Here is a 25,130-nt window from a genome sequence, read left to right as displayed (position 1 = left end):
CGAATCAGGCAAAGCGTGCGAGACGGTCGATCAGCAGGCGATTGAAGCGGATCAGGCGCGCGTAGTCGATGCGGGAGATCCGTTCATCGGTGCCGTGGATGCGCTCCAGATCGGCGGCCCTGAGCACGATCGGGGAGAAATTGCAGCGGGTGGCGACGAGATCGTCGTAGTGCCGGGAATCGGTCGCGCCCGGGACGACCCCTACGGTGACCGCGACGCCCGGCACCACCTCGCGCGCCAGCTCGGCGACCAGCTCGAAGTCCGGTCCCGCGACCGGATCGGCCGAGGGTTCGGAGGCGACGCCGTCCAATTCGATGCGGACCTCCTTGTCGCGCACCACCTTCCGGCAGTGCGCCAGCACATCCGCCACCGAATCACCGGGCAGGATACGGAAATTCACCAGCGCCTCGGCCCGCTGCGGCAGCACGTTCGGCTTCACCCCGCCCTTGATGACGGTCGGTGCGGTGGTGGTGCGCACCAGCGCCTCGGTGGTCGGCCGCGCGGCCAGTACCCGGGCCGCCACCGGACCCGCCACATGCACCAACCCCAGCAGGGTCCGCCGCGGCTCGGAGACGAATTGCCGGACCCGCAACAGCATGTCGACGGCGACCGGCGTCAACCGCAGCGGGAACGGATGATCCTGGATCCGCGCCACCGCCCGCGCCAGGCGACCCACCGCGGTCTGCCGTCCCGGCATGGACGAATGCCCGCCCACATCCGACACCGACAGGCGTACCGTCGCGAATCCCTTCTCGCCCACCATGATCGTGGCCACCGGCGCGTCGATCCCGTCGGCCACACCGGCGGTGATCACGCCGCCCTCGTCCAGCAGCAGCCGGGCCCGCACTCCGGCTTCGCGCAGCCGCTGCGCCATCCGCGCCGCGCCCTCGGTGCCGAAGACCTCCTCGTCGTGCCCGAACGCGAGATACATGCTCGCAGCGGGATGCACGCCATCGGCCAGGGCCTGCTCGACCGCTTCCAGGATGGCCAGCACCCGGCACTTGTCGTCCATGGCCCCACGACCCCAGACGAATTCGTCGTCCACCACACCGGCGAACGGGGGATGGGTCCAGCCGTCGAGATCGTCGACGGGCACGACGTCCATGTGCGCCAACAGGATCGCGGCGACCGGCTCCGACGTACCCGCGTCGCCGCTGCCCGCCCAGCGGTACAACCGGCTGTGCCCGAACGTCTCCCAGGTCAGGCGGGAGTGCACGAGCGGGAACGATTGTTCGAGATGGTCGATGAGGCGCTCGAACTCGGTGTCGTCGATGAGCGCGCGGTCCTCGTGGGAGACGGTTCGGCAGCGTACTGCGGCGGCGAGGCGTTCGGCGGTGACGGCATCGACGGCGGGACCACCGATGGGGCCGACGGCCGGGTCCTCGGTCGACGAGGTCCGCGTCATGGTGGTCAACCGCCCAACCTGGCAGGGAAGTTCACGGTCACAGTGGCATTGTTCACCACATCCGCGGGCAGCATGAGCGACTTCTCGTTTCGCCATTTCGGAATCGAATCGCCGGCTTCGCCGGGCAGGTCGGGGGTGCGGATCGTGCCCAGCAGCGGGAGATGCAATTGCGCGGCGGTGACGGTGACGGGGGCGAAGGCCGGGGGATGCGCCCAGACATCGTCGACCACATCGGTGACGCGGACACCGATGCGGTGGCCCGCAGGAATCGGCCAGTCCTGGCCGAGTAGCCGGACCTGCGCGGTGGGCGTCACCGGTGCGATGCCGCGGGTGATGACGGTCGCGCGATTGTCGGGGGCGATGTCGTAGACCTCGACGGCGACACTCGCCGTGGCCGGACCGTCCAGGCCGAGCGTGACGGTCGGCGTGCCCGCGACGTGCTGATCCTGTTCCAGCGGCTGGGAGACGGTCCAGATCTCCCGGTCCGCGCCGGGCAGCAGGCCGCGATCGTTGTAGCGGCCCGTGCGCAGGTCGATGTCCAGGGCCCGGCTGTCGGCGGGCGGCCACGCCGTCTCCGAACGCCAGCGGCCGTCGAACTGGCCGACAGTGATGCGCGGGCCGGTGTTCACGTCCTTGCCCGCCACCTGCTTGTCGAAGAAGGCCAGCAGTTCCGAAGAGAATTGCGACGCACCGCATTTCTCCGTGCAGTCCCGATGCCCCCACTGCCCGAACCAGGCCTTGTGCGCACCGGGGCCGAGGCTGTTCCACATCTGGAAGACCCGGTCGGGTTTGGTGTTGTAGTCGACGAAACCCTGGCCCAGGAACAGCGGAATGGTGTTGCCGCGCAACTTCTCCACCAGGTCACGGTCACGCCACCACGCGGAATTCGCGTCGTGGTCGGTGGTTTCGGCCAGGTAGTTGGCGTAGCAGGCCGGATCGATCTCGGCGGCATTCGCCTTGTACTCGGCCGAATCCGACGGATGCGCGGGCGTCGACGCGATCAGCAGATGCTCGAGGCCCGCGAGATCACCTGGCCGCACCCCGCTCTCACTGATCGGCTTGAGCGAGAACTTCCACGCGATGCCCTGCATGTAGAGGTAGGCGTTGGGATCCACCACCGGCTCGAACGCGGCCACCGCCGCCAGACCCGCCGGCTTCTCGGCCAGCCCCATGAGCCCGGTCCACGCCTCGTACGAGACGCCGTTCAACCCGACCTTCCCGGTCGACCACGATTGTCCCGCGGCCCATTCCACGGCCGTCTTCACATCCGAGCGTTCGCCCGGCCCACCGAAGTCCGGGCAGCCGTTCGAGCCGCCGAAGCCGCGCAGATCCACGATCACGTAGGTGTATCCGGCCTGCAGGAACAGTGAGATCGGCAGATCGTCGGTGTCGGGTCCACCCTTGATGTGCGGGTCGGTCAGATGCGCGAGGTGCGCCCGGTACGGGCTGACGGTCATGATCACCGGGGTGCGCACATCGTCGGCGACACCGGGCGGCCGCAGCACATCCGCGTGCAGACTGGTCCCGTCCGGGGCGGTGATGAACTCCTCGCGCCACTGATACTGCGGCTCGGCACCCGCTTGCCCCGGCACCGTCACGACCCCCACCACGAGTAGCGCGCCGACCAGGGCACGCCACAACACCATCCGCATAGACACCATTTGACCTTGGTGGTTCGTCCCGCCGCGAACCAGCCCCAGGAACCGGGGTGCCCGCCACGCCCGCCGCTCCGAGATCGGGGGCCCGCATCCGGCACACAGGTGGTTACGATCGGGAGGTCGGGACCAACTCGTCGGAATGAGCGGGTTCATGGTCGAACCAGACGAAGACGGTACGCAGCCTGACCTGCGGATAGGAGTCGCCGCGGAGTTGGCCGCGGCGGGACTCGACGATGCGAGCGAAATCGGGCGCGGGGGTTTCGGAGTCGTCTACCGGTGCGTCGAGCATTCCCTGGATCGGCTGGTCGCGGTGAAGGTGCTCGACACCCGGTCGAATGACGAGGAACGGGCGCGGTTCCTCCGCGAACAGCGGGCGCTGGGCCGCTTCGGCGGGCATCCGCACATCGTCCAGGTGCTGTCGGCCGATGTCACCGTCACCGGACGGCCATATCTGGTGATGCCGTTCTACGCGCTCGGGTCACTGCGGGAGCGGATCCGGGACCGGGGGCCGCTGCCCTGGCAGGAGGTGCTGTCGATCGGGGTGAAGATCGCCGGTGCGCTGGCCGCCGCGCACGCGCGCGGGATCGTGCACCGCGATGTGAATCCGGCCAATATCCTGCTCTCCGACTACGGCGAGCCGCTGCTCAGCGATTTCGGGATCGCCCGTGTCACCGGGGTTTTCGAGACCTCGAACGGACTCATCGCCGGAACGCCCGCCTTCACCGCGCCCGAGGTGCTGCGCGGCGCCGAACCCGCCGCGGCGGCCGACATCTACAGCCTGGGCGCGACACTGTTCTGCCTGCTCACCGGGCACGCCGCCTTCGAACGCCGGGCGGGGGAGTCGATGGTCGCGCAGTTCGTGCGGATCACCTCCGAACCGGTACCCGACCTGCGCGACAGCGAGGTGCCCGCACTGCTGTGCGCGGCGCTGGAAGCGGCCATGGCGCACGATCCCGCCGAGCGGCCGGGCACGGCACGCGAATTCGGCGATCGGCTGCGCAATATCGAATTCGTGACGGGTCTCGCGGTCGACTCCATGGCGCTGCCCGCCGCGGACACGCCGGTCGCGGTCGCGCCACCCGTGCCCGTGCTGGCGTCGGCGCTCGCCCCGGCGATGGCCGCGTCACCCTCGAGCCGCTACCGGCCGCCGAGCACGACACGGCAGCCCGTGCAACGGCGACGGCTGCTCGACCGGCTGGCGGCGGGACCCGTCCGGCGGTTGGTGCTGATCCACGGACCGGCCGGGTTCGGTAAGAGCACGCTCGCCTCGGAGTGGGTGAACATGCTTGCCGCCCAAGGTGTTCGAGTCGCCTGGCTGAGCGTGGACGACGATGACGACCATGTCGTGTGGTTCCTGTCGCACGTGGTGGCGGCCATCCGCAACGCCCACCCGGCCATCACGGCCGATCTCGAACGACTGCTGGAAGAGCACGCCAGCGATGCCGCGCGGCGGGTCCTGACCACCCTCATCGACGAGATCCACCGGGCCGGTGAACCGGTGGCGCTGGTCATCGACGACTGGCATCGGGTGACGAGCGCGGCGACCATCGCGGCGATGGAGTACCTGCTCGACCACGGCTGCCATCACCTGCGGTTGATCGTCACCAGCCGCAACCGCACCGGACTTCCACTGGGGCGCATGCGGGTTCGCGACGACCTCGACGAGATCGACGAGACCGCACTGCGATTCGACGACGCCGAAACCGCCGAATTCCTCGCCGACACCAGCGGGCTCACCCTCGCCGCCGCCGAGGTCGAGCGGCTGCGCGCCTCGACCGAAGGCTGGGCGGCCGCACTGCAATTGGCCTCGATGTCGCTACGCGACCGCGACGATCCGGGCGCGTACATCGACCAGATCTCCGGACGGCACTACGCCATCGGGGAATATCTGATGGAGAACGTGGTCGACACCCTCGAACCCGAACTGCTCGAATTCGTCATGCGGACCTCCGTCGCCGAACGCCTCAACGGCGACCTCGCCGAGGCGCTGACCGGGGTGAGCCACGGCCAGGACATGCTCGAACAGGTGCGGCAGCGAGATCTGTTCCTGCGCAGCATCGATGACGATCTGCGCTGGTTCCGCTACCACACGCTGTTCGCCGAATTCCTGCGCGACCGCCTCATCCGGCTGCATCCGGGACTGCTGGAAGAACTGCACCTGACCGCCGCGGACTGGTTCGCCGGACACGACATGCTCACCGAGGCAGTCGATCACCTGCTGGCCGCGGGCGAACCCCGCCGCGCCGTCGACCTCGTCGTCGAGCAGGGCGAACGATTGATGGAACAGTCCCGCATGGGAACACTGCTCGGCCTGGCGGCCAAACTGCCCGGCTCGCTCAGTGATTCGAACTCGCGGCTACAGGTGCAGATCGCCTGGGCGAACGTCGCCATGCAGCGCCCGACCGCCGCCGCGACCGCCTTGGCGCGCGCCGAGACAGCGTTGGCAGCACCGCACCGGGACGGCACAACCGCCGCCGAGGATGCCGCCGCCGTCGAGCTCGAGGTGCGGTTGGTGGGTACCGCCCTCGGATTCGCCACCGACCAGACCATGGTGCTGGCACCGGACCTGGTGGCGGTCCGGGACTCGGTGCGGCCCTTCATGGCTCACGGGCTGGCCGTCGGGGCGATGATCTCGGCGCTGTACCGCTTCGACTTCGACGAGGTGCATCGCTGGCATCGGTGGATCGAACCGTTCCGCGACCGGGTACGCGGACCGTTCGGCGCGATCTACTGCGACTGCATCGACGGCAGCGCCGGCTACGAACAGCTCGACATCGGCCGGGCCGAGACCCGGTTCCGCACTGCGCTGGGCGGCGCGCTGCAAACCGGCGGGCAATCACAGGCCACCCGCCTGGCCAGCGCGTTGCTCGGCGAATTGCTGTACGAGAAGGGGCAGTTCATCGAGGCCGAGGAACTGCTCGCCGGTGGGATGGGCGTCGAAGGCGGCGCGGTCGAATTCCTGATGGCCGGCTACGGCGTCGGCGCGCGCCTGGCCGCCGTGCGCGGCGATCTCGACACCATGCACGAGCGCCTGGACGAGGGCACCAAGCTCGCCACGAACCTGCACCTGCCCCGCCTGGCCGCCCGAATCGTCAACGAACGCATCCGATTGGGCCTGCCCATCGCCGACACCGACCGCCGCGACCTCGAAAACCTCGAGCCCTACCGCGCCCACCCGGACGCCCCGTCGGCGGTGGCGGCCGAACTCGACCAGGATTCCGCGATCCGGCTACTCCTCCTGGCCGGAACCGAAACCGCTGCCGCGCAAGCATGTTCGCGGGCAGAGCGGCTCGTGGAAATCGTCGGAACCCAGCCCCGCCCGCGCGCACTACTGAACGCCGAACTCCTCTACGGATGCTGCCTATCGGCATCCGGCCGCGTCGCGGAGGCCGTGACCATCCTGGAACCGACGCTGACCCGATGTGCCGGGCAGGGCCTGGTCCGCCTGGTCGTCGACACCGGCCGCCAACTGCACCCGGTGATCGAGACCCTGTACGGCGCAACGACATCGAACCAGCACCTGGTCAGAGTCTTCCTCCGCCAGGTGCTCACCGAGTTCGAAGGCGTGCTGCCCGCTAAACGGGACGCAGGTTGATCATCTTGCGCAGCCGCGCGCGGTCGCGTTCCAGCTTGCGGGCCTCGTAGGCGATGGGGAAGTAGCGGACCCGCTCGGGGAGACGGGGGACGGTCCGGCCGATGACAAATCCCAGAACCCGCAGAGCGCGTTCATCATTCGCGGTCCATTCCAGGCCGAGCTTGTCACGCAGAATGTCGGGAGTGGTGCCGACGGTGAAGAAATACTGGAGCCAGCCGATCGGCTGGGTCGCGACCCGCCACACCGGATGCAGCGGTGCGGGAATCTGCTTGGGCGGGGCAATATTCCGGATGACCTTCAGATAGTCATACGCGACATTTGTAGGTACCAGATGATTTTCGACCTGTCCCTCGAACCACGGCACCCAATCGGCATAGGTGGCGGGAATTTCCTTGGGAGCCACGGAGAAATTGCGCATCAGTTGCACCACCTCCTGGTAGTACGACTCCTTGTCCGCCTCGCTCAACTTCTCGCTGGAGAAGTATTTATTGCCCTCGGTGAATGCGTAGATGGCGGTATGCAGCACCCACGCCCACGGCCCGGAGGACAGCGCCCGGTGCTTCACGCCCTGCGCGTCAGTTGAATTCAGGGTGGTGTGCATCTTGCGCAGCCGATCGGCTTCGGCGAGCGCTTCCTCGCCGCCGTAGATCCACATCATCACCGAGGCGATACTGCGTGCCGCGCGCCCGAGCGCATCGGTGCGAAAGGTGGAGTGCTCGTCCACGACCGCGGCGATGCTGGGTTCCATCGTCTGCAACAGAAATGCCGACCCGGCCGTCAAGGAGAAGGTGACGAGCCCGGTGTCCTCCCACATCCGGCTGCCGGGCCCGAACGGGCGGCGTTCGGGGCGTGCACCTGCGGTTCCATGGTCGAGTGCGACGGCGGCGGTCATGGCGGATCTCCTTTGATCGACCTCCCCATCGGCATGCCAGGCGCCGACAGGATGAGAGAGTAACTACCAAATCTTCTCATCATGTCGGCGCTGTGGCAACGCTGTCAGCAGGTGGGCAGGTGAGGGCCGCTCCCGCAGTGGTATTCCCACATGTCGGGCACGTCGGAGGCGGGTACCGAGGTTCCGATGGCGAAGCCGATCCCGCCGCCGATCAACAGCCCGGCGAGCATGCCGACCGGGACCGTGATGATGGCCAGCACGCCCATCCCGACCAGGCCGAGCAGTCCGGCGAACGCGCCGATGGCGAAGCCGACGGCACCGCCGATCGCGGCACCGATCTGCTGGTTGACCTGGCGCTGCGAGACCCAGCCGTCGATCGGCTGCGCGCTGAGGTGGGTGTCGGTCCGGCCGACCTCGGCCGCCAGCGCGATGGTGCCCTGGGAAGTGGTCAGGCTGAACGGGATTTCCCCGATCCGAGTACCCGTCGCATCGGTGACCTCGATACCGGTGCCGGTCGCGGTGAAGTGGCCGCCGTCGAGGTCGACGGTGACCTCGTTCGAATCGGCGACCTGTGAAACGGTAAAGGCCACACCGTGATCGGTGCCGGTGATCGACACCGGCGTCGCGGTCGGCGCGGGCGCGTCTGCCTGAGCCGGAGCGGTGGCGATGGCTGTGGCCGCGGCAGTGAATGCGGCAGTCGCCAGAAACTTCTTGAAATGCATCGTATCTCTTTCCGACGCAAAGGAGCTCGCGTCGGTCGGTGAACCTAACAGCAATTCCGCGACAATCCATAACCCGCATCGCCGAAATAGGCACCGCTGTATCGGTCACCGTATCGGTCATATTCTCGTGTTGATCCCATTGGTGGGAACTGGTAGAAATCCAACCCGGCGGCAGAGGTTTGCCGCTCCCCTTCGGGGGAGTTCGAGGGGGATTCACGTGTATCGGCAGTTGGTATTGGCCGCGCTGGTAATGGTCAGCGGAATCGGCTGTGGCGCAAGCCGACAGCCCGCATCGCCGGCCGACAAATTCTGGATGACGGTGCCGCAGGACGGCGAACAGCACACGCAAGTGCTGCAACGCACCCGCAAGATCGATATGTGCGCCCTCATTCCCCGTGACGCACTCGCACAGGTGGCGCCGGTGCTCGAGGTGAACAACCCGGGTCCGAGCTCGTGCAGTGCGGCCCTGACCGTCTCGACGACCATGATGACCTCCATCGGCCTGGATTGGGGCGCCGACGTGAGCGGGACCCCGCGGCCCGGTGACTCGCCGGAACTCACCTATTCGCCCGACGGGACAACCATCGGGACGAATCGGCAGACCTGCCTCGCATTCGGCAGCTTTCCCGCGGGCGCGTCATTGTGGCTCACGGTGCAGGCACCGCAGGACACCGAGCCCTGCGCGGTTGCCAAGAAGCTGTTGCCCGGCGCGGTGCGACGGTGGATGGCCGAACCGCCGCAAGGGAGTTCCGCGGATACGAAGCCGTCGAAGCTGCTGGGAATGGACCCCTGCGAGATCGCGACCCGGCTGGGCGCGCAGCCCAGCCAGGCGCCGGCGCAGCCGGGCAGCTTGTGGCGGTGCGCATTCCGGTATCGGGACCACGACGTCTCCGTGGCATACGACTACGGCCAGGAAAAGGTCATGGCACAGGACGGCACCGTCGTGCAGACCGGTTCGCGGACGATCTATCACTCCAATCTCCCGCTCGGTCCTGCCGATTGGTCGTACGAGGCCGCGGTAGGTCCGACCACCGGCACGCCAACCCCGATGGCTTGGCTCGGTAGCTATGTGCCCGTAGTGAAGGTCGTCGCCGAGTCCGATGACAGCGGTGAAGTCGGTGCCGACTTGATGCGCCAGACATTGGCGTTGTTTCCATGAGGTTGTCTCTCACGCCAACCGGCTGAAGACGTAGAAATGCGAAAAGCCGGATGGTGTGGACCGACCGGGTAACCCGGTCCACGCCATCCGGCATTTCTGACCCGCCGCCGGGTGAGTTCGGCTTCCGGGCGCGCGGCTTGGCATGGTCGCCGCGCGCGCCGGGTGGCGGGCTTTACGTCGTTCGATCCTGGATCAAAAAATCGAACGGCGGTCTTGGGTGTGACTACGTCACTGTGTTCACAGTGACTAGGTCACGATGCGCAGCGGGTGCTCGATGAGCTCCTTGAGCTGCTGCAGGAACTTGGCCGCGACGGCACCGTCGATGGAACGGTGGTCGGCCGACAGGGTCACGCGCAGGATCTTGCGGGAGACGACCTTTTCGCCGTCCAGCTTCAGCTCGTCCTGGGCCGCGCCGACCGCGAGGATCGCGGACTCCGGCGGGTTGATGACGGCGGTGAACTGTTCGATGCCGAACATGCCCAGGTTGGAGATGGTGAAGGTGCCGCCGGACATGTCCTCGCCCTTGAGCTTCCGGTCGCGGGCGCGGCCGGCCTTGTCGCGGCCCTCGGCGGCGATGGCGGACACGGACTTGCGGTCGGCGTCGTGGATGACGGGGACGAACAGGCCCGCGTCGGTGGCCACGGCGATGCCGATGTTGATCGCCTTGTGCCGCAGCAGCTTGTCGCCCGCGAAGGAGACGTTGACCGACGAGTCCAGGCGCAGCGTGGTGGCGACCGCCTTGACCAGCAGGTCGTTGACGCTGACCTTGCCGGAGCCGGTCTCCTCGAGGGTCTTGTTGATCTGCACGCGGAAGGCGAGCAGCTCGGTCACATCGATCGCACTGGTGAGATAGATGTGCGGGGCCTGCTGCTTGGACTCGGTCAGGCGCTGGGCGGAGACACGCTGGATGGTGGTCAGCGGGATCTCGTCGTAGTCGCCGGTCGCGGGGGCGACGGCGGCCGGGGCGACGGCAGGAGCCGGAGCGGCGGCGGGCGCGGCGACCGGAGCGGCTGTGCTGCTCGCGGTTTCGACATCCTGCTTGGTGACCCGGCCGTTGGGGCCGGTGCCGGTCACACCGTTGATATCGACGCCCAGTTCCTTGGCGACCTTGCGGGCCAGCGGGGAAGTCCGCTTGCGCTCGCCGGGCTCGGTGGAAACAGGCTCGGCGGCAACCGCAGGAGCGTTGCCGACGGCCGGAGCCGAAACAGCCGGTGCCGCAACGGGAGCCGGGGCAGCAGCGGCCGGGGCCGCAGCGGGTGCGGCGGCCGGAGCGGCGGAGGACCCGCTGCCGTCGCCGAGCATGGCGATCGGCTCACCGATGGCGACGGTGGTGCCGGGCTCGGCGATGATCGACTCGAGGATGCCGTCCTCGTACGCCTCGAGCTCCATGAGCGCCTTGTCGGTCTCGATCTCGGCGATGATCTCGCCGGCCTTGACCTGGTCGCCGACCTGCTTGAGCCAGGCCGCGACGACGCCCTCCTCCATGGTGTCGGAGAGCCGGGGCATGGTTACTTCAGACATGGTTCCTTCCGGTTCTCAGCGACGCTTGCCGACGGCGGCAAGGGTTTCGAGGGCGGCCTTGTAGAGCGATTCCGGCGACGGGAGCGCCAACTTCTCGAGCGGCTTGGCGTAGGGCAGCGGCACCTCGGCCATGGCCACGCGGCGCACGGGGGCGTCGAGGTAGTCGAACGCGCCGTCGGAGATGGACGCCGCGACCTCCGCACCGATGCCGTAGGTCAGCCAGTCGTCCTCGCCGATGACGGCGCAACCGGTCTTCTTGACCGACTTCACGATGGTGTCGCGGTCCAGGGGGCGCAGGCTGCGCAGGTCGACGACCTCCGCCGAGATGCCCTCGGCGGCAAGCTTTTCGGCGACCTGGGTGCAGACGTTCGCCATCCGCGAGTAGCCGATCAGCGTGATGTCGGTGCCCTCGCGGGTGACCGCGGCCTTGCCGATCTCGGCGGCCGGAAGATCGTCCGGCACTTCGCCCTTGGTGTTGTAGAGCGACAGGTTCTCGAGGAAGAGCACCGGGTCGTCGTCCTCGATGGCGGCCTTCAGCAGCGCCTTCGCGTCGGCGGGGGTGGCGGGCGCGACGACTTTGAGGCCGGGCACGAACGCGTAGTACAGCTCGATGTTCTGCGAGTGCGTCGCGCCGAGCTGCTGGCCACCGCCGCCGGGGGTGCGGATGACCATCGGCACGGAGGTCTGACCGCCGAACATGCCGTAGATCTTGGCGGCGTGATTGACGATCTGGTCCAGCGCCAGCAGCGAGAAGTTGATCGTCATGATCTCGACGACCGGGCGCAGGCCCAGCATGGCGGCACCGATGGCCGCGCCGACGAAACCTTCTTCGGCGATCGGGGTGTCGCGCACCCGCTTCTCGCCGAATTCCTGCAGGAGCCCTGCGGTGATCTTGTAAGAGCCTTCGAAAACGCCGATCTCTTCTCCGATGAGGAAGACATCGTCGTCGCGCTGCATCTCCTCGCGGAGGGTCTCGCGCAGCGCTTCACGGTAGGTCATGACAGCCACGGTGATGTCCTTAGGTGAAGAGCGGATCGCCGGGCAGGCGATGGGAATCGCCCGCGACCGGGGTCGCGTAGTTGTAATCGAACAGGGTGGCCGGGTCCGGATGCGGGGACTGATCGGCGAAATCGACGGCCTCGACGACGCGGGCCTTCACGTCGGCCTCGATGGCGGCGGCCGAATCCTCGCTCAGCACACCGGCTTCGAGGAGACGGTTGTGCCACAGCACGATCGGGTCGTGCGCGACGGCGGTGGAGACGGCGTCCTCGGCGCGGTACTTGGCCGGGTCGACGACCGAGTGGCCCTTGAGCCGGTAGGAGACGGCCTCGAGCAGGGCGGGCTTGCCCTCGCGACGGGCGGTCTCGATCAGGTCGGAGGCCACCTCGCGCACGGCCAGCACATCGGTGCCGTCCACGCGCTCACCGCGCATGCGGTAGGAGGAGGCGCGCTTCCACAGATCCGGTTCGGCGGAAGACTTTTCGACGGTGGTGCCCATGCCGGTCTGGTTGTTGATCACCAGGAACACGACGGGCAGGTTCCACAGCGCCGCGATGTTGAGCGACTCGTGGAAGGCACCGATGTTGGTGGTGCCCTCACCCATCTGGCACACGACGACGTCATCGCCGCCGCGGTAGTCGATGGCCAGCGCGGCACCGACTGCGAGGGGAACCTGGCCGCCGACAATGGCGTAACCGCCGAGCAGACGAGTCGCGGTGTCGTACATGTGCATCGACCCGCCCCAGCCCTTGGAGGTGCCGGTGGAGCGGCCGTACAACTCGGCCATGACGCGGCCGGGCTCGATGCCCTTGGCCAGCGCGTACCCGTGCTCGCGGTAGTTGGTGAACAGGTAGTCGGTGGGACGCATGGCGCGGCCGACACCGACGACGGTGGCTTCCTCACCCAGGTTCAGGTGGCAGTAGCCGCCGATCTTGGCCTGCTGGTAGCCCTGCGCGGTGCGCTCCTCGAAACGCCGGATGAACAGCATCTCGGTGTAGAGCGACAGCAGGTCGTTGGCGTCCGTGCCGCCGAAATCCGCTCCACCCAAAAGGGTTTCGGCGGTGTTCTCCAGCGACGCGGCTACGTCGGCGGCCTTCGGGGCCTTGCGCGGCGACTTGCGCGGCGCGGCGGTGGTGGTGGTCACGATGGAACTCCTCAACGCTTCCGGGGCGGCGCGACGTGAACGGGCAGGCCCAGCCCGACCAGGGCGGCCTCCATCCCGATCTCGCCGAGGGTGGGGTGGGCGTGAATGGTCTCGGCCAGCTCGTCGAGGGTCGCCTCCAGCGAGATCGCCAGGGCCCCTTCGGTAATGAGATCCGAGGCCGACGGGCCGATGATGTGCACGCCGAGCACCTCGCCGTGCTTCTTGCCCGCGACGATCTTGAGGAAGCCCTCCTGATCGCCGAAGGACTTGGCCCGGCCCAGCGCCGCGAACGGGAACTTGGCGGCGACGATGTCGTGGCCCGCGGCCTTGGCGGCATCCTCGGTCAGACCGACGCTGGCGATCTCCGGGTGGGTGAAGGTCGCGGCCGGGATGACGTTGTAGTCGATGTGCGCCGCGATGCCCGCGATGGTGTCCGAGGCGACCAGGCCCTGATGCGAGGCGACGTGCGCGAGCAGCGCCTTGCCGGTCACATCGCCGATCGCGTAGACGTGCTCGACGCCGGTGCGCAGGTGCTCGTCGACCGGGATGAAACCCCGTGCGTCGGTAGCGATTCCGGCGACATCCAGGCCCAGCCCGGCCGTATTGGGGCGGCGGCCGACGCCGACCAGCACCACATCGGCGGGCAGTTCCTGTGGCTTCGCGCCACCCACGGTGACGGACAGGCCGTTGTCGCCCTGCGCGATACCGGTGACGGTGGCACCGGTCAGCACCTTGATGCCGCGCTTGGTGAACGAGCGCACCAGCGCGGTGCCGATCTCCTTGTCCTCCAACGGAACCAGGCGATCCTGCATCTCCACCACGGTGACATCCGCACCGAACTCGTGGAACAGGTTGGCCCACTCCGCGCCGACGGCACTGCCGCCGATGACGACCAGACGCTTGGGGACCTCGGTCAGACCGAACGCGCCGTCGGAGGTGATGACACCCGGCAGATCCGCGCCCGGGATCGGGAGCACGGCCGGGACCGAACCGGTCGCGACGATGACATCCTTCGCGCTCACGGTGCGGACGGCGTTCGCGGTCGGGGCGGCGGCGTAGCGCGGGCCACCCTCGAAGATCGGCGACGGACCGGCCTCGACGACCTCGACGGTCGTGGGCGAGGTGAAGCGCGCGTGACCCTCGATGATGGTCACGCCATTGGCCTTCAGCAGGCCCGCGACGCCATCGGTCAGTTCCTTGACGATGCCGTCCTTGCGGTTGCGCACCGCGGCGTAGTCGAAGCGCAGGTTATCGGCGTAGATCCCGAAGTCCGCGGCATGCGCGACGGTGTGGAAGACCTCGGCGGAACGCAGCATCGCCTTGGTCGGGATGCAGCCCCAGTTCAGGCAGACCCCGCCCGGGCGTTCCTTCTCCACCAGGCCCACATTCAGGCCCCGCTGAGCGGCCCGGATGGCGGCCACATAACCGCCCGGGCCGCCGCCGATCACCAATAGATCGAATTCCGGCACTCGTGGTGCTCCTCATCTCGATGTACTCACAGACCCAGCCATCGGTTGTGATGCGGGTCATTGCGATCGAGTCTGTCGGTCACCAATTGCACAATCAATGCACTGGAAGCCCATATATGACAGAGTTCGACTGGGCGCAGAGCACAATTAGTACCCGCCGGTAGTGGGCGTTCGGGGGCTTGTCAGCGGGCCCCGAATACGTCAATCTCGCGTGGTTCCAGGCAGTTCCAGCGCGGCCAGCGCGAGGGAAAGTTCCACGTAGGACCGCTGCCCCTCCAGCTGCCGGCCGAGCAGCAGCGAGATGCGCTGCAACCGGTTGATGACCGTGTTGCGATGGCAGTGCAGGATCGGCGCGGCATTCGCGGCCGAGCAGTTCTCGGCCAGCCAGACCGCCAGCGTCCGCAGCAGAATGTCGCGCTCCTTCGGCGGCAACTCCAGCACCGGACCGAGCGAACGGGTCACCAGCAGATCGGTGAGATCGGGGGAGCGCAGCAGCAGCGCCTCCGGGTAACGCTCATCCAGCGAGACCAGCAGACCCTGCGGATCGCCGGAGACCGTGTCCAGGGCCAGCACCGCCAGCGCGTGCCCGGTGTCGACGCCCGCCAGACCGGGCACCGGCGGCGAGACACCCGCCCGGCCGCGAATCAATGGCCGAATCTGTTGCAGCACAGCCGAAGCCTCGCGATGCTCCAGCGACACCAGACCGACCGTGGAATCCACCCGGTCGTGCCACACCGAGCGAATACCCGACACTCCCAGCGCCGTCTCCGCGCCCATGTGCAGCGGCGGCCCGCCCTCACCCCGCGCGACGACCACCAGATACGCGCCGTTCGGCGGCAGATTCAACTCCCGGCCCGCCCGCGCCGCGAAGGTGGCGTCATGGGCGCGGCCCGCCAGCAGATCCTCGATCAGTGAATGCCTGCGGCGTTCATCGCTGCGCACCCGATCCAGTTCGGCGGTGCGGTAGGAGGCGACCAGCGCCGAGGACATGCCGTCGACCACCGCCCACATCACCGAACCGACCTCGCGGATCTCACTCGGCCCGATGTCATCGGCCTTGTCCAGCAGCGCTTCCCACACGATCTGCCCGCCCAGCCGGAAGGTGCGCAGCATCGCCTCCAGCGGTACACCCTGCTCGGCGCGGCGGCGGCCGATGGCGGCGGCCACGTCATCGCCGTCCGGATCCGGTGCCTGCCCGCGCAGCAATTCCAGAATCCGCGTCAGATACCGGCGGCAGCCGTCCCGCAAATCCGCGCGCGGCACCGCCGTGTAATCCGTCCACTCCGGATTGTCGGTGGCGATCGCCGCCATCAGCCGCGTGGTCAGCTCCGGCACCTCGGCCTGGCACGCGGCAGCCAGCCGCTGCGTACCGAGCGTCGGTACCGGATGCCTGGGAGCCGCCATGCCCCTCAACCTACGCCGGGCCATCAGCCCTTCCTCCGTACGACCCGCCCCGCCCGAGGCGGCGGTCAGCGGGATTCGATGCCGCCGAGGACCGGTTTGATGTCGAGAATGGGGGTGCCGTCGATGGCTTCCAGTCCGGCCACGCCGAGGACATTGCCGGTGACCGAGGTCAAGGTGACCTCGTGCAGGCCGATGGGGTTGGGGCGGTCCGGGGAGCGGGTGGCGAAGACGCCCGTGGGGGTGCGGGTGCGGTCGCCGCGCGGATGGACCGCGAGGGTGTCGCGGCGGCCCGCGTGTAGCCAGGTGAGCAGGATGACCTGCATGCCCGGTTCCAGATCGGCGGCGGCGGGCACGAAATCGGGGGCCAGCAACACCTCGGCGGCGGGCGCGTCCTCATCGGGCTGGCGGGGCGCGCCGGCGCGGTCGGTCAGCGGGGAGCGGACCCAGCCGACCGGGCGCACCTCGAAATGATCGGGGCTGCTGGAGAATTCCGAGGACAAGGCAGTCAGTTCCTTCCAACGCGAGGATCGGGCGGCCGGGCCGGACCACCGCCAAGGAATCGTAAATCCGCGGCGGGGAATCTTGCGCCCGCAGCGGGAATGCGATGTGCTGAACGGACGGTTGCCCGAAGAGTGCCGCCCGCACCCATCGGTGCGCCATTATTCACGGAAGATTAACGGCCACAACGGCGCTCGATTGGCAGAATGGGTTGCCGGATGGCCATGGATTTCGAGGGGAGTGCAATGAACGCAATATCGCGTTTGCGGGAATTCCTTGTCCGGCAGGCGTTCACGCCCGCCGAGAATGATCGGCGCTTGCTGGCGAGCACCCCGCTCTGCGTGCTCGGTCCCGCCCCCACCCCCTGACGGCGGTCGGCCGAATACCGGAAACCGCGGCGGTTACACCAGTCGACACCGCCGCGGTTTCCGCTGATCGGACTGGGCGGCAGGATATTTCACGCCACCCGTCATTTGACGGCGTATGATCGGCCACGATGGGCACCCGGGGTCAGAGCGAGCGCGTAGTGACAACCGACTGGGACGTGTTTGTTCACGCACTGGCCGGCTGCCTCGCGAAACTGCCCTCCCGCGCCACTCTGATCCTCGTCGCTTCCGGAAATCGCTACGCTCAGATCCAGCAGTTCGACATCAAACTCTCCCTCGAACTCACCGGCAATTACTATCTCGCCGAACCGATTTCCGACGCCGCCGCACAACGATTACAAACCCTCGGCTGGACCGCCCCCGATGCCCGCCACGACATCGAGAACTGGCAGCGCACCCTGTTCTGCCCGATCCCGCGCAGTGGCCTGGAAGACCTCGCCCGCTCGGTAGCCATCGGCCTGCACGAGGCGCTCGGCGTCGCCGCCCCCGAAGACCTCCACGCCACCGGCTGGTCCGATCCCAACGGCCACCTGGACCTCTCCGAGCTGGCCGCTCTCACCCGCTGATCACCTGATTCGGGGCCCCGATCCGAAATGGACAGGGGCGCAACCCGTCCTGCTGTCAGGTTTCGAAAACGTTTGACATCTAATCGTTCGATATCTAACGTTAGGTCTCGTTGGTCAGACGAATGGGAGAGAAAATGGATACCCAGGATCAGGTGCGCGACCTCTGCCGGCGCTGGGCCGCGGCCGAACAGCTCGAAGACGTTGCCGCACTGGATGAGATGTCCGTGGCGGACTTCGCCGTGGTCGGGCCCGCCGGGTTCGTGCTCGACAAGGCCGCCTGGCTGGACCGCTACCGCACCGGTGTCCTCCGGACCCGATCGATGGTCTGGCAGGACGAGGTCGCCGTCCGCGACTACGGCGACGCCGCCATCGCGATCGGCCGATACGTCCAGCAGGCCGAATATCAGGGCAACCCCGCCGACGGCAGGTTCCGAAGCACGCACTTCGCCGTCCTGCGGGACGGCCGATGGCTGCTGGCCGGACTGCATCTGAGTACGAGCGTCGGACCCTAGCGGCGCAAAACCGCCGAGGTAGTTTGAGGGAATGCCAAGACCCACCGGAACACCCGTCGGCCTAGCGCTGGCCCGCACCGCGAAGACGGTCGGCCGGGCCTTCGACAGCACGCTGGCCGCCGCGGGCGGTTCGATGCCGGTCTGGCTGATCCTGCTGACCTTGAAAACGCAGAACCTCGGCAATCAGCGGGAACTGGCGAAGGCGGTCGGCATCGAAGGCGCCACCCTCACCCATCACCTCAATGCGATGGAAGGCGACGGGCTGGTGATCCGCCGCCGGGACCCCGCCAACCGCCGGGTGCACCAGGTGGAACTCACCGAGAGCGGTGAAAGCCTGTTCCGCCGCTTGGCCGGGGCCGCCACCGCCCACGATCAGCGGCTGCGCGCCGGACTCAGTGACGACGAGATCAGCGTGCTCACCGATCTCCTCGACCGCATGCAGCACAACATGAATCCACCGATCGCCCCCTGACCTGCGGCGCAAGGTCACTCGGGCATCGGTTCTCTCGAAGCGAAGTGGAGTGACCATGAATGCCGCGATGACCGAGAAGCTGGTCCGGTTCCAGCAGCCCGAGAAGGCGATGCCCTATCTGAACGGCCTCGACGAGGCGCGCGTCGCCGGGCTCTTCGGGCTCGAACCGGGTGAATACCGGGACCTGCGTGCGGGATTCACGCAGCAGGCCCGCAACGCCGCCGAGGAACTGCTGGCCGATGCCGAGCTGGCCGCACAGGTGGATCGGCTGCCGTTCACGCCCGGCAGCAAGGTGCTCGCGCTGGGGGAGAGCTCCACGGCGGATCGCCTGTCCTGGTTCGAGATCCTGCGGGAACTACTGGCACTGCGCCGACCCGGCGACGCCATTACGCTGATCAATGCGGCCGTAAGCGGTTGCACCACAACGCAGGCGCTGACCACGCTGCCCCGGCTCGGCTACGAGCGCCCCGATTGGGTGCTGTGCCAGCTCGGAGCCAACGACGCCCAGCGGCTGGGCGCGGCCCGGACAAGGCTGGTCAGCGCGACCGAAACGGCCCGCAATCTGTTGTTGCTGCGCGACCGCACCCTCGAACTCACCTCCGCACGGTGGGTCTGGCTCACCCCGACCGCGGTAGACGAGGCCCGCGCCGCCACCTTCCCGCACTTCGCGAATGCCGGAATCGTTTGGGCCACAGCGGATATGGCGGAGACCGCGAGCCTGCTGGCCGACCAGCCGGAACCCATGGTCGACGCCCTGTCGGTCACCGAGCCGCTGCCCGGTGCAGAACTGCATCTCGACGACGGCGTGCACCTGACCATCGACGGCCAACTCGCCGTCGTGGTCGAGGTGGTAGCGACACTGGCCCAGCTCTCCTAGCGCCTGCTAGAGCAGAAGCAGCGCCGTCAACAGTGCGCAGCAGGCCATTTCGATCATGCCCACCCGGGCCGGACGCAGCGCGCGACCCGGCAGCAGTGCGGCCCGCGCCAGGTACACGGCGAATGCCACGAACAGCAACGGCTGCAACCAGGCGGCGACGGCCAGTGCGAACAGGTGATAGACGATCGAGGCGCGATAGTAATCCCGATTGCCACGCTCGCGGATCATCGTCTTCACATAGAACACCGTGCCCGCGAAATACAGCAGGCAGGCCACAGCAGGCCGCCAGCCGTCCGTGAGTGCGCCACCACCCAAATATGCTGACACCAGCAGCATTCCGCACGCCGGAACCACCGCCACCAGGCCGTTGACCAGCGCCCGCTCGTCATTGCGCCACGCGAACCAGAGATTCACCGCGAAAAATGGAGCCATCGCGGAAGGGGCCAACACCAGCCAGGGGTGCGTGAGCGCCAGTCCCGCACCGATCACGACCAAGGCCGCGCCGAAGGTCAGCAACGGACGCAGGTGGCGGCGCGGGGCCTTCGGATTGCGCGAAATATGACGCAGTCGCAGGTACTGCTCCAGGTGGAAGGCGGTCATGTAGCCGAGCAACCACGCCAGCAGCAGCGGCAGATGCGCCCACGTCGGGTGCCCCAGCCACATCCCGACCAGGAACGGCACCGCCAACATCGCCCAGGCCCCATGCTGATTCGGCAGCCAGCGGCGCAACTGCTTGCGTACGGCCTTCGACCGGTCGGGAGCAGCGGTGGCGGACTCGACGGACACCCTCAAATCGTAGGGCGAGCCGCGGCCGCTGGGCCTGTGTGTTCAAACCCGCGGCACGCGGCCGTATTACGGATCACGCGTCCGGGGGCTCAGCCCACGAAGTTGTGGTGCAGTTTCAGGATGGTCCCGGCATCCAGGCCGAGACCCTTGGACAGATATTTACCGAAGTCGCCGTACTGCTGCTTCATCTGAGCGACGGCGACATCCAGGTACTCATCGCTGACGATCTGCAACGGAATCAGCAGATCCGGATTCTGCATGATCCCAGCCGCTTTCAACTGCGCCCGCAGCGCGGCATCCGACGCGGCACGGTACTGATTCGACAGCAGGTAATCCTGCCGCGCGACGCTCTCCGGCACCCCCACCGCCTGCAACAGCACATACGTCATCCAGCCGGTACGGTCCTTGCCCGAGGTGCAGTGGTACAGAATCGCCCCCGGCGCGGCCGCCACATCCTTGATGGTCTGCGCGAACTTCGCCGTCGCATCCGCGCTCAAGAAATTGGTGTACGCGTTCTTCATGATCTGCTCGGCCTTACCGTCCCCGAGCAACGCCTGCTGCTGCACCGGATCCTTCGACCCGATCGCCTGCGCCGTCTTCAAATAGATCCCGCCGTCGTCGATGGGTCGCGACACCGCGGTCACGCCCGCGGGCAACTTGTCCGCGCCCAAACCCTGTACCTCCGGGGCAGTCCGGAAGTCGACCACGGTCTGAATCCCCAGAGTCCCGAGCTTCTGCACATCCGCATCGGTCAACTTCCCGAGCGCATCCGACCGAATCACCTTCCCGGCCTGCGTCGAATCCCCGGTATAGGTGGCATACCCGCCCACATCCCGCACATTCACCGCCCCCTGCAAGGTGATCTGCGTGGCCTCCTGTCGCATGGGAATCGGCGCGGCCACGGCCGCCCCCATCCCGAGGCCCGCCACCGTGGTAGCGATCATCGCGAGAACTGAAATACGAAGTCGTGCAAAATGTTTGATTTTCACAGCCCCGGACGTTAGGGCGACTTACGCCCCTACCGCAGACCTACCCACGCACCCTCCCGCCCACCGAACCTGACACCCCATCCACCGGGACACCCGCTGGACTCGAAATCGAATCACCCTGTTCCCCAGTAATTCTCGCGCAACCCTGCTATTCGCTGCGATGCGACTCGGACTCCAGGATCTCCTTCAACAGCTGCAGGTCCTTCCGGTTCACCTGGCGCATGGCGGGTTCCATCAGCGGGGTGGCGAAGCGGGAGAACCCGGTGGGCTCGCCGCGATTGCGCAGCGTCACCCTGGTTCCGCCCAGCGCAGTGTCCTCGAACGAATACGTGGTCTCCATCGGAAACGGCCCGTCGGCGGTCCGCATCACCAGCCGCCGCCCGACCTCGAACTCGACCACCTCATAGGTGTAGGCCAGCGACCGCCCGAGAAACTGCGCCCGGAACGCCATGCGCGACCCCACCCCCAACGGCCCGGTGGTCTCCACCTCGACCGAGGCGATGTTCCGGTACCACTCGGTCGCATTCGACGGATCCATCACGAACCCGGCCACCAACTCCCGCGGCCGATCGATATCAATGCTGGTCACAACATCGACGGACATGAACCGATCGTAGGTGAGCCACCCCGGAAACGGGCGGAGCCCCACCCGCCGAGGCGGATGGGGCTCCGAGAGCGCTTGCGCTACATCGACTTAGACGTCGAAGTACAGCTCGAACTCGTAGGGGTGCGGCCGCAGGTTCACGGGCGCGATCTCCTGGGTGCGCTTGATGTCGATCCAGGTCTCGATCAGGTCCTCGGTGAACACGCCACCCTCGGTGAGGTAGTCGTGGTCGTCCTCGAGGCGGTCGATGACCGACGCCAGCGAGGTGGGGGCCTGCGGGATGTTCTTGGCCTCCTCGGGCGGCAGCTCGTAGAGGTCCTTGTCGACCGGAGCAAGCGGCTCGATCTTGCGCTTGATGCCGTCGATGCCGGCCATCAGCATGGCGGCGAACGCCAGGTACGGGTTACCCGAGGAGTCAGGCGCGCGGAACTCGATGCGCTTGGCCTTCGGGTTGGAACCGGTCACCGGGATGCGCACGGCAGCCGAGCGGTTGCGCTGCGAGTACACCAGGTTGATGGGGGCCTCGTAGCCCGGCACCAGACGGTGGTACGAGTTGACGGTCGGGTTGGTGAACGCCAGCAGCGACGGGGCGTGGTGCAGGATGCCGCCGATGTAGTGACGCGCCAGATCCGACAGGCCCGCGTAGCCGGCCTCGTCGTGGAACAGCGGCTTGCCGTCCTTCCACAGCGACTGGTGGGCGTGCATGCCCGAGCCGTTGTCGCCGAAGAGCGGCTTCGGCATGAAGGTAACGGTCTTACCCTCCTGCCACGCGGTGTTCTTCACGATGTACTTGAACAGCTGCAGATCATCCGCGGCACCCAGCAGGGTGTTGAAGCGGTAGTTGATCTCGGCCTGACCGGCGGTGCCGACCTCGTGGTGGCCGCGCTCCAGCTCGAAGCCCGCGTTCTGCAGGTTGGTCGAGATCTTGTCGCGCAGGTCGACGTAGTGGTCGTACGGGGCAACCGGGAAGTAACCACCCTTGTTGCGGACCTTGTAACCACGGTTCGGGGTGCCGTCGGCGTTGTACTCCGCGCCGGTGTTCCAGGAACCGGAGATCGAGTCGATCTCGTAGAACGCGCCGTTCATCGCCGAGTCGTAGCGAATCGAGTCGAAGATGTAGAACTCGGCCTCGGCACCGAAGTAGCAGGTGTCGGCGATGCCGGTCGAACGCAAGTACTCTTCGGCCTTGCGCGCGATGTTGCGCGGGTCGCGGGAGTACGCCTCGCGGGTGAACGGGTCGTGCACGAAGAAGTTCAGGTTCAGCGTCTTCGCGGCACGGAACGGGTCCAGGCGGGCGGTGCTGTAATCGGGCAGCAGCAGCATGTCCGACTCGTCGATCGACTGGAAGCCACGAACGGACGAACCGTCGAACGCCAGACCCTCTTCGGCGAGATCAGCGGTGAACGCCTTCGCCGGGATCGAGAAGTGCTGCTGCACACCGGGGAGGTCGGTGAAGCGAACGTCTACATATTCGACCTCCTCCTCCTTGATGTACTTGATGACCTCGTCGGCCGTGCTGAACGCCACTTAGTACTCCTTACGGATCGGTTCCCAGCCAGTGGTGACTGCATGGGTTCGTCGCGACCACACGGTATGGACGCGGTGTTTCCCTGCAATCAAGGCTGTGTTTCGCCAGTGTTACACGCACTGCTGGCCGGGGGTTCGGCGGTGCCCCCGGCTTCACGAAGACTCCGCAGCGGTCGCCGAGCAATGCTCGACCAGCACCGACATCCTGCCATTGAGCAGCCGGAACTGACTGTTAAGACTCTGAAAAGTTAGGGGCCTTACCGAGCCGGACCGGGCGATCGTGAGAATCCTCACCGCCCCGCATCCACCTGGCAAATGGGTATGCCGGTCGATTGCGGGCCGACTCGGAAACGGGCGAAACGGTAGGCCGAACCCATATATGAAAGCGTTCCGGCGACTCGAACAGCGACGTCGAGCGCGATGGGTCGACGAAGGTTTGCGAAAGATTGCCTATTGGCTGGTATCCCGTACCGCTCGGCGCGTGGATACCTCTTGTATGCTGCGGAAATCTTCCAACTGAAGTTCTGGAACATGATCCTAGAGGGTAGCTATGACGGCGCTCGAGGTAACCCCCGACAATCTCCGCAAGCTCGCCGGCGGCCTGGCTCTGCTGCCGAAGGACATCAACGACATGGTGGCGCTGGGCGCTCAGCCCGTGGCCGACGTTTTGAAGGGCTCCGGGGTCGGCACGGCGCTCGGTCGTTCCGACGGTATCGATACCACCGCCCGTGCCGTGCTCGAGGCCCGGTTCAATACATTCTCGGGGCTGCTGGTCCTGTCGGCCGACAAGTACAACAACCATGACGAGGATGTCGCCGACCGGTTGAACGCGGTGGCGGATCTGAACTCCGGAACTCCGGGCAAGAAGTAGAGGCGCGTACTCATGGCGACTCCGGCAGTAGTTCTGGCCTGGGATCTTTCCGGACTTCCCGGCGTCGCGGCGAACGCGACCGCAGCCGCGGACACCATCATCAAATCCGCCGACACCATGCACACGGCCATCCATGACGACCTCGCCTGGAAGGGCAAGGCCGGCGACGCGGCCCGAGGCAAAGCGGACAAGGAGCAACAGCAGATGCGGGCCGTGGCTACCGCCTACGACCATCTCGCGACTGCCTGTACCGGTGCCTACGACGCTATGAATCAACCCTTGGCGGACCTGAAGTCGATCTTCGCGAATTACGTCGCGCCGCCGGTGGTGGTTCACGATGACTGGAGTGTGACCGGGATCGAGAACCCGGATTCCGAGGCAGGCATTCAACTCGCCCGCATCCCGGGTCTGGCCGACGCCCTGCTCGCGGCCGACCTTGCCTGGGGCATGAAGATACTGACGGCCAACGACGAGATCTCCTCGATGGCACCGGGTTCGGCGTTGTCGGCTGAGACGGCCATGATCCAGAGAATCAAGAAAGAGGACACGAACGCGATCTCGGACGCGATCGCGGCCAATCCGACGTCGTTCTGGAAACCGGATATACCAGGCATGACTGCCGCCTCGGTCGTGGGAGGCATGACCGAAGCGACACGCATGGGACTGGAATCGGCGGCGCGGGAAGCCGGCGACACCACCGTGTTGAAGTGGGTGGAGAACTGGGGCAAGTCCGCCACCGAAACAGGGATCACGAAGGAAATGAGCTCGGGCCTGAGCCATTTCGGAATCTACGGCAACCTCATCGGGACGATCCCCGCCATCGCCAACGACATCAGAGACGGCGAGATGGACCCGACCAAGGCCGTTGTGACCGAGGTGGGCGGTGCCGAGATCGGTCTGGTCTCCGGCGGGATGGTGGGCGGCTTCCTTGCCGGAGCGATGGAAGGTACGGCTCTCGGGACCGCCGTGCCCGGCGTGGGCAATGCGGTCGGATTCGTCGTGGGCGGCGCTGTCGGCGCCCTCGCGGCATACGGCGGCTCGAAGGGTTTGCAATGGCTGTGGGACAGGTGAATC

At 67.0% G+C, this 25,130-nt stretch carries 23 protein-coding genes; 9 read left to right on the top strand and 14 right to left on the bottom strand.

The window, feature by feature from the left end:
• Window positions 1-4: 4 nt before the first annotated feature.
• Both ACFXHA_RS42670 and ACFXHA_RS42665 read right to left on the bottom strand, forming a co-directional pair.
• Window positions 5-1,405: a M20/M25/M40 family metallo-hydrolase gene (locus ACFXHA_RS42670; protein ID WP_379366794.1), complete on the bottom strand. Its 1,401-nt coding sequence runs from the start codon at window positions 1,403-1,405 to the stop codon at window positions 5-7.
• A gap of 5 nt (window positions 1,406-1,410) precedes the next feature.
• On the bottom strand, window positions 1,411-3,057 hold the full coding sequence (locus ACFXHA_RS42665) for a CocE/NonD family hydrolase (protein WP_379366675.1): 1,647 nt from the start codon (window positions 3,055-3,057) through the stop codon (window positions 1,411-1,413).
• A gap of 157 nt (window positions 3,058-3,214) precedes the next feature.
• Between ACFXHA_RS42665 and ACFXHA_RS42660 the strand changes: the two genes are divergently transcribed.
• Entirely contained in the window at window positions 3,215-6,658 is a 3,444-nt protein-coding gene (locus tag ACFXHA_RS42660) for a protein kinase (protein ID WP_379366673.1), read from the top strand.
• Here the strand turns inward: ACFXHA_RS42660 and ACFXHA_RS42655 are convergent.
• Entirely contained in the window at window positions 6,639-7,550 is a 912-nt protein-coding gene (locus ACFXHA_RS42655; protein ID WP_379366671.1) for an oxygenase MpaB family protein, read from the bottom strand. The two genes, ACFXHA_RS42660 and ACFXHA_RS42655, sit on opposite strands and share 20 nt — an antisense overlap.
• A gap of 104 nt (window positions 7,551-7,654) precedes the next feature.
• Entirely contained in the window at window positions 7,655-8,272 is a 618-nt protein-coding gene (locus ACFXHA_RS42650) for a hypothetical protein (RefSeq protein ID WP_379366669.1), read from the bottom strand.
• 313 nt (window positions 8,273-8,585) lie between these two features.
• On the opposite strand from ACFXHA_RS42650, the gene ACFXHA_RS42645 reads away from it, so the two are divergent.
• Window positions 8,586-9,431, top strand: a complete 846-nt coding sequence (locus tag ACFXHA_RS42645; RefSeq protein ID WP_379366667.1) for a hypothetical protein — start codon at window positions 8,586-8,588, stop codon at window positions 9,429-9,431.
• Between the two features lie 246 nt (window positions 9,432-9,677).
• Here ACFXHA_RS42645 and ACFXHA_RS42640 read toward each other — a convergent pair whose 3' ends face one another.
• The 6 genes from ACFXHA_RS42640 to tsaA form a co-directional block, all read right to left on the bottom strand.
• Complete coding sequence (locus tag ACFXHA_RS42640) at window positions 9,678-10,952, bottom strand: dihydrolipoamide acetyltransferase family protein (protein ID WP_379366666.1); 1,275 nt, start codon at window positions 10,950-10,952, stop codon at window positions 9,678-9,680.
• Window positions 10,953-10,967: 15 nt separating this feature from the next.
• Complete coding sequence (locus ACFXHA_RS42635; RefSeq protein WP_379366664.1) at window positions 10,968-11,951, bottom strand: alpha-ketoacid dehydrogenase subunit beta; 984 nt, start codon at window positions 11,949-11,951, stop codon at window positions 10,968-10,970.
• 19 nt (window positions 11,952-11,970) lie between these two features.
• Window positions 11,971-13,095, bottom strand: coding sequence for a pyruvate dehydrogenase (acetyl-transferring) E1 component subunit alpha (pdhA, locus tag ACFXHA_RS42630; protein ID WP_379366663.1), 1,125 nt, complete (start codon window positions 13,093-13,095; stop codon window positions 11,971-11,973).
• 11 nt (window positions 13,096-13,106) lie between these two features.
• Complete coding sequence (gene lpdA / locus ACFXHA_RS42625; RefSeq protein WP_379366661.1) at window positions 13,107-14,564, bottom strand: dihydrolipoyl dehydrogenase; 1,458 nt, start codon at window positions 14,562-14,564, stop codon at window positions 13,107-13,109.
• A 201-nt stretch (window positions 14,565-14,765) separates the two neighbouring features.
• Window positions 14,766-15,968 carry a PucR family transcriptional regulator gene (locus ACFXHA_RS42620; protein WP_379366660.1) on the bottom strand — a complete coding sequence of 401 codons (1,203 nt, stop codon included), beginning with the start codon at window positions 15,966-15,968 and terminating at the stop codon, window positions 14,766-14,768.
• 65 nt (window positions 15,969-16,033) lie between these two features.
• The gene (gene tsaA / locus ACFXHA_RS42615) at window positions 16,034-16,468 is read right to left on the bottom strand and encodes a tRNA (N6-threonylcarbamoyladenosine(37)-N6)-methyltransferase TrmO (protein WP_379366658.1); all 435 of its coding nucleotides are present in this window, start codon (window positions 16,466-16,468) and stop codon (window positions 16,034-16,036) included.
• Window positions 16,469-16,711: 243 nt separating this feature from the next.
• On the opposite strand from tsaA, the gene ACFXHA_RS42610 reads away from it, so the two are divergent.
• The 5 genes from ACFXHA_RS42610 to ACFXHA_RS42590 all read left to right on the top strand — a co-directional run bounded on the left by ACFXHA_RS42610 (window position 16,712) and on the right by ACFXHA_RS42590 (window position 19,279).
• On the top strand, window positions 16,712-16,834 hold the full coding sequence (locus ACFXHA_RS42610) for a hypothetical protein (RefSeq protein ID WP_379366656.1): 123 nt from the start codon (window positions 16,712-16,714) through the stop codon (window positions 16,832-16,834).
• Window positions 16,835-16,962: 128 nt separating this feature from the next.
• Window positions 16,963-17,418 (top strand): hypothetical protein, encoded by a 456-nt coding sequence (locus tag ACFXHA_RS42605; RefSeq protein ID WP_379366655.1) that lies wholly within the window; start codon window positions 16,963-16,965, stop codon window positions 17,416-17,418.
• Window positions 17,419-17,552: 134 nt separating this feature from the next.
• A complete protein-coding gene (locus ACFXHA_RS42600; protein ID WP_379366653.1) occupies window positions 17,553-17,930 on the top strand; it encodes a nuclear transport factor 2 family protein in 378 nt (125 codons plus the stop codon).
• Window positions 17,931-17,961: 31 nt separating this feature from the next.
• A complete protein-coding gene (locus tag ACFXHA_RS42595) occupies window positions 17,962-18,402 on the top strand; it encodes a MarR family winged helix-turn-helix transcriptional regulator (protein WP_379366651.1) in 441 nt (146 codons plus the stop codon).
• Between the two features lie 55 nt (window positions 18,403-18,457).
• A complete protein-coding gene (locus ACFXHA_RS42590) occupies window positions 18,458-19,279 on the top strand; it encodes an SGNH/GDSL hydrolase family protein (protein ID WP_379366649.1) in 822 nt (273 codons plus the stop codon).
• Window positions 19,280-19,285: 6 nt separating this feature from the next.
• On the opposite strand, the gene ACFXHA_RS42585 is transcribed toward ACFXHA_RS42590, so the two are convergent.
• From ACFXHA_RS42585 to glnA, 4 genes are all read right to left on the bottom strand, one after another.
• Window positions 19,286-20,065, bottom strand: coding sequence for a YwiC-like family protein (locus ACFXHA_RS42585; protein ID WP_379366647.1), 780 nt, complete (start codon window positions 20,063-20,065; stop codon window positions 19,286-19,288).
• Window positions 20,066-20,154: 89 nt separating this feature from the next.
• Window positions 20,155-21,009 carry a tyrosine-protein phosphatase gene (locus tag ACFXHA_RS42580; RefSeq protein WP_379366645.1) on the bottom strand — a complete coding sequence of 285 codons (855 nt, stop codon included), beginning with the start codon at window positions 21,007-21,009 and terminating at the stop codon, window positions 20,155-20,157.
• A 193-nt stretch (window positions 21,010-21,202) separates the two neighbouring features.
• Window positions 21,203-21,658, bottom strand: a complete 456-nt coding sequence (locus ACFXHA_RS42575) for an SRPBCC family protein (RefSeq protein ID WP_379366644.1) — start codon at window positions 21,656-21,658, stop codon at window positions 21,203-21,205.
• A gap of 90 nt (window positions 21,659-21,748) precedes the next feature.
• Complete coding sequence (gene glnA, locus ACFXHA_RS42570) at window positions 21,749-23,185, bottom strand: type I glutamate--ammonia ligase (RefSeq protein WP_379366643.1); 1,437 nt, start codon at window positions 23,183-23,185, stop codon at window positions 21,749-21,751.
• Between the two features lie 550 nt (window positions 23,186-23,735).
• Between glnA and ACFXHA_RS42565 the strand changes: the two genes are divergently transcribed.
• Together ACFXHA_RS42565 and ACFXHA_RS42560 are read left to right on the top strand one after the other, a co-directional pair.
• Window positions 23,736-24,056: a hypothetical protein gene (locus ACFXHA_RS42565; RefSeq protein ID WP_379366641.1), complete on the top strand. Its 321-nt coding sequence runs from the start codon at window positions 23,736-23,738 to the stop codon at window positions 24,054-24,056.
• Window positions 24,057-24,068: 12 nt separating this feature from the next.
• Window positions 24,069-25,127, top strand: coding sequence for a hypothetical protein (locus tag ACFXHA_RS42560; protein WP_379366640.1), 1,059 nt, complete (start codon window positions 24,069-24,071; stop codon window positions 25,125-25,127).
• Window positions 25,128-25,130 lie beyond the last annotated feature (3 nt).

The organism is Nocardia sp. NPDC059240, assembly GCF_042753865.1.
In the GTDB taxonomy this organism is placed as follows: Bacteria; Actinomycetota; Actinomycetes; order Mycobacteriales; family Mycobacteriaceae; genus Nocardia.
Note: the sequence above shows the minus strand (reverse complement) of the source record. Positions and strands in the feature narration are given on the sequence as shown.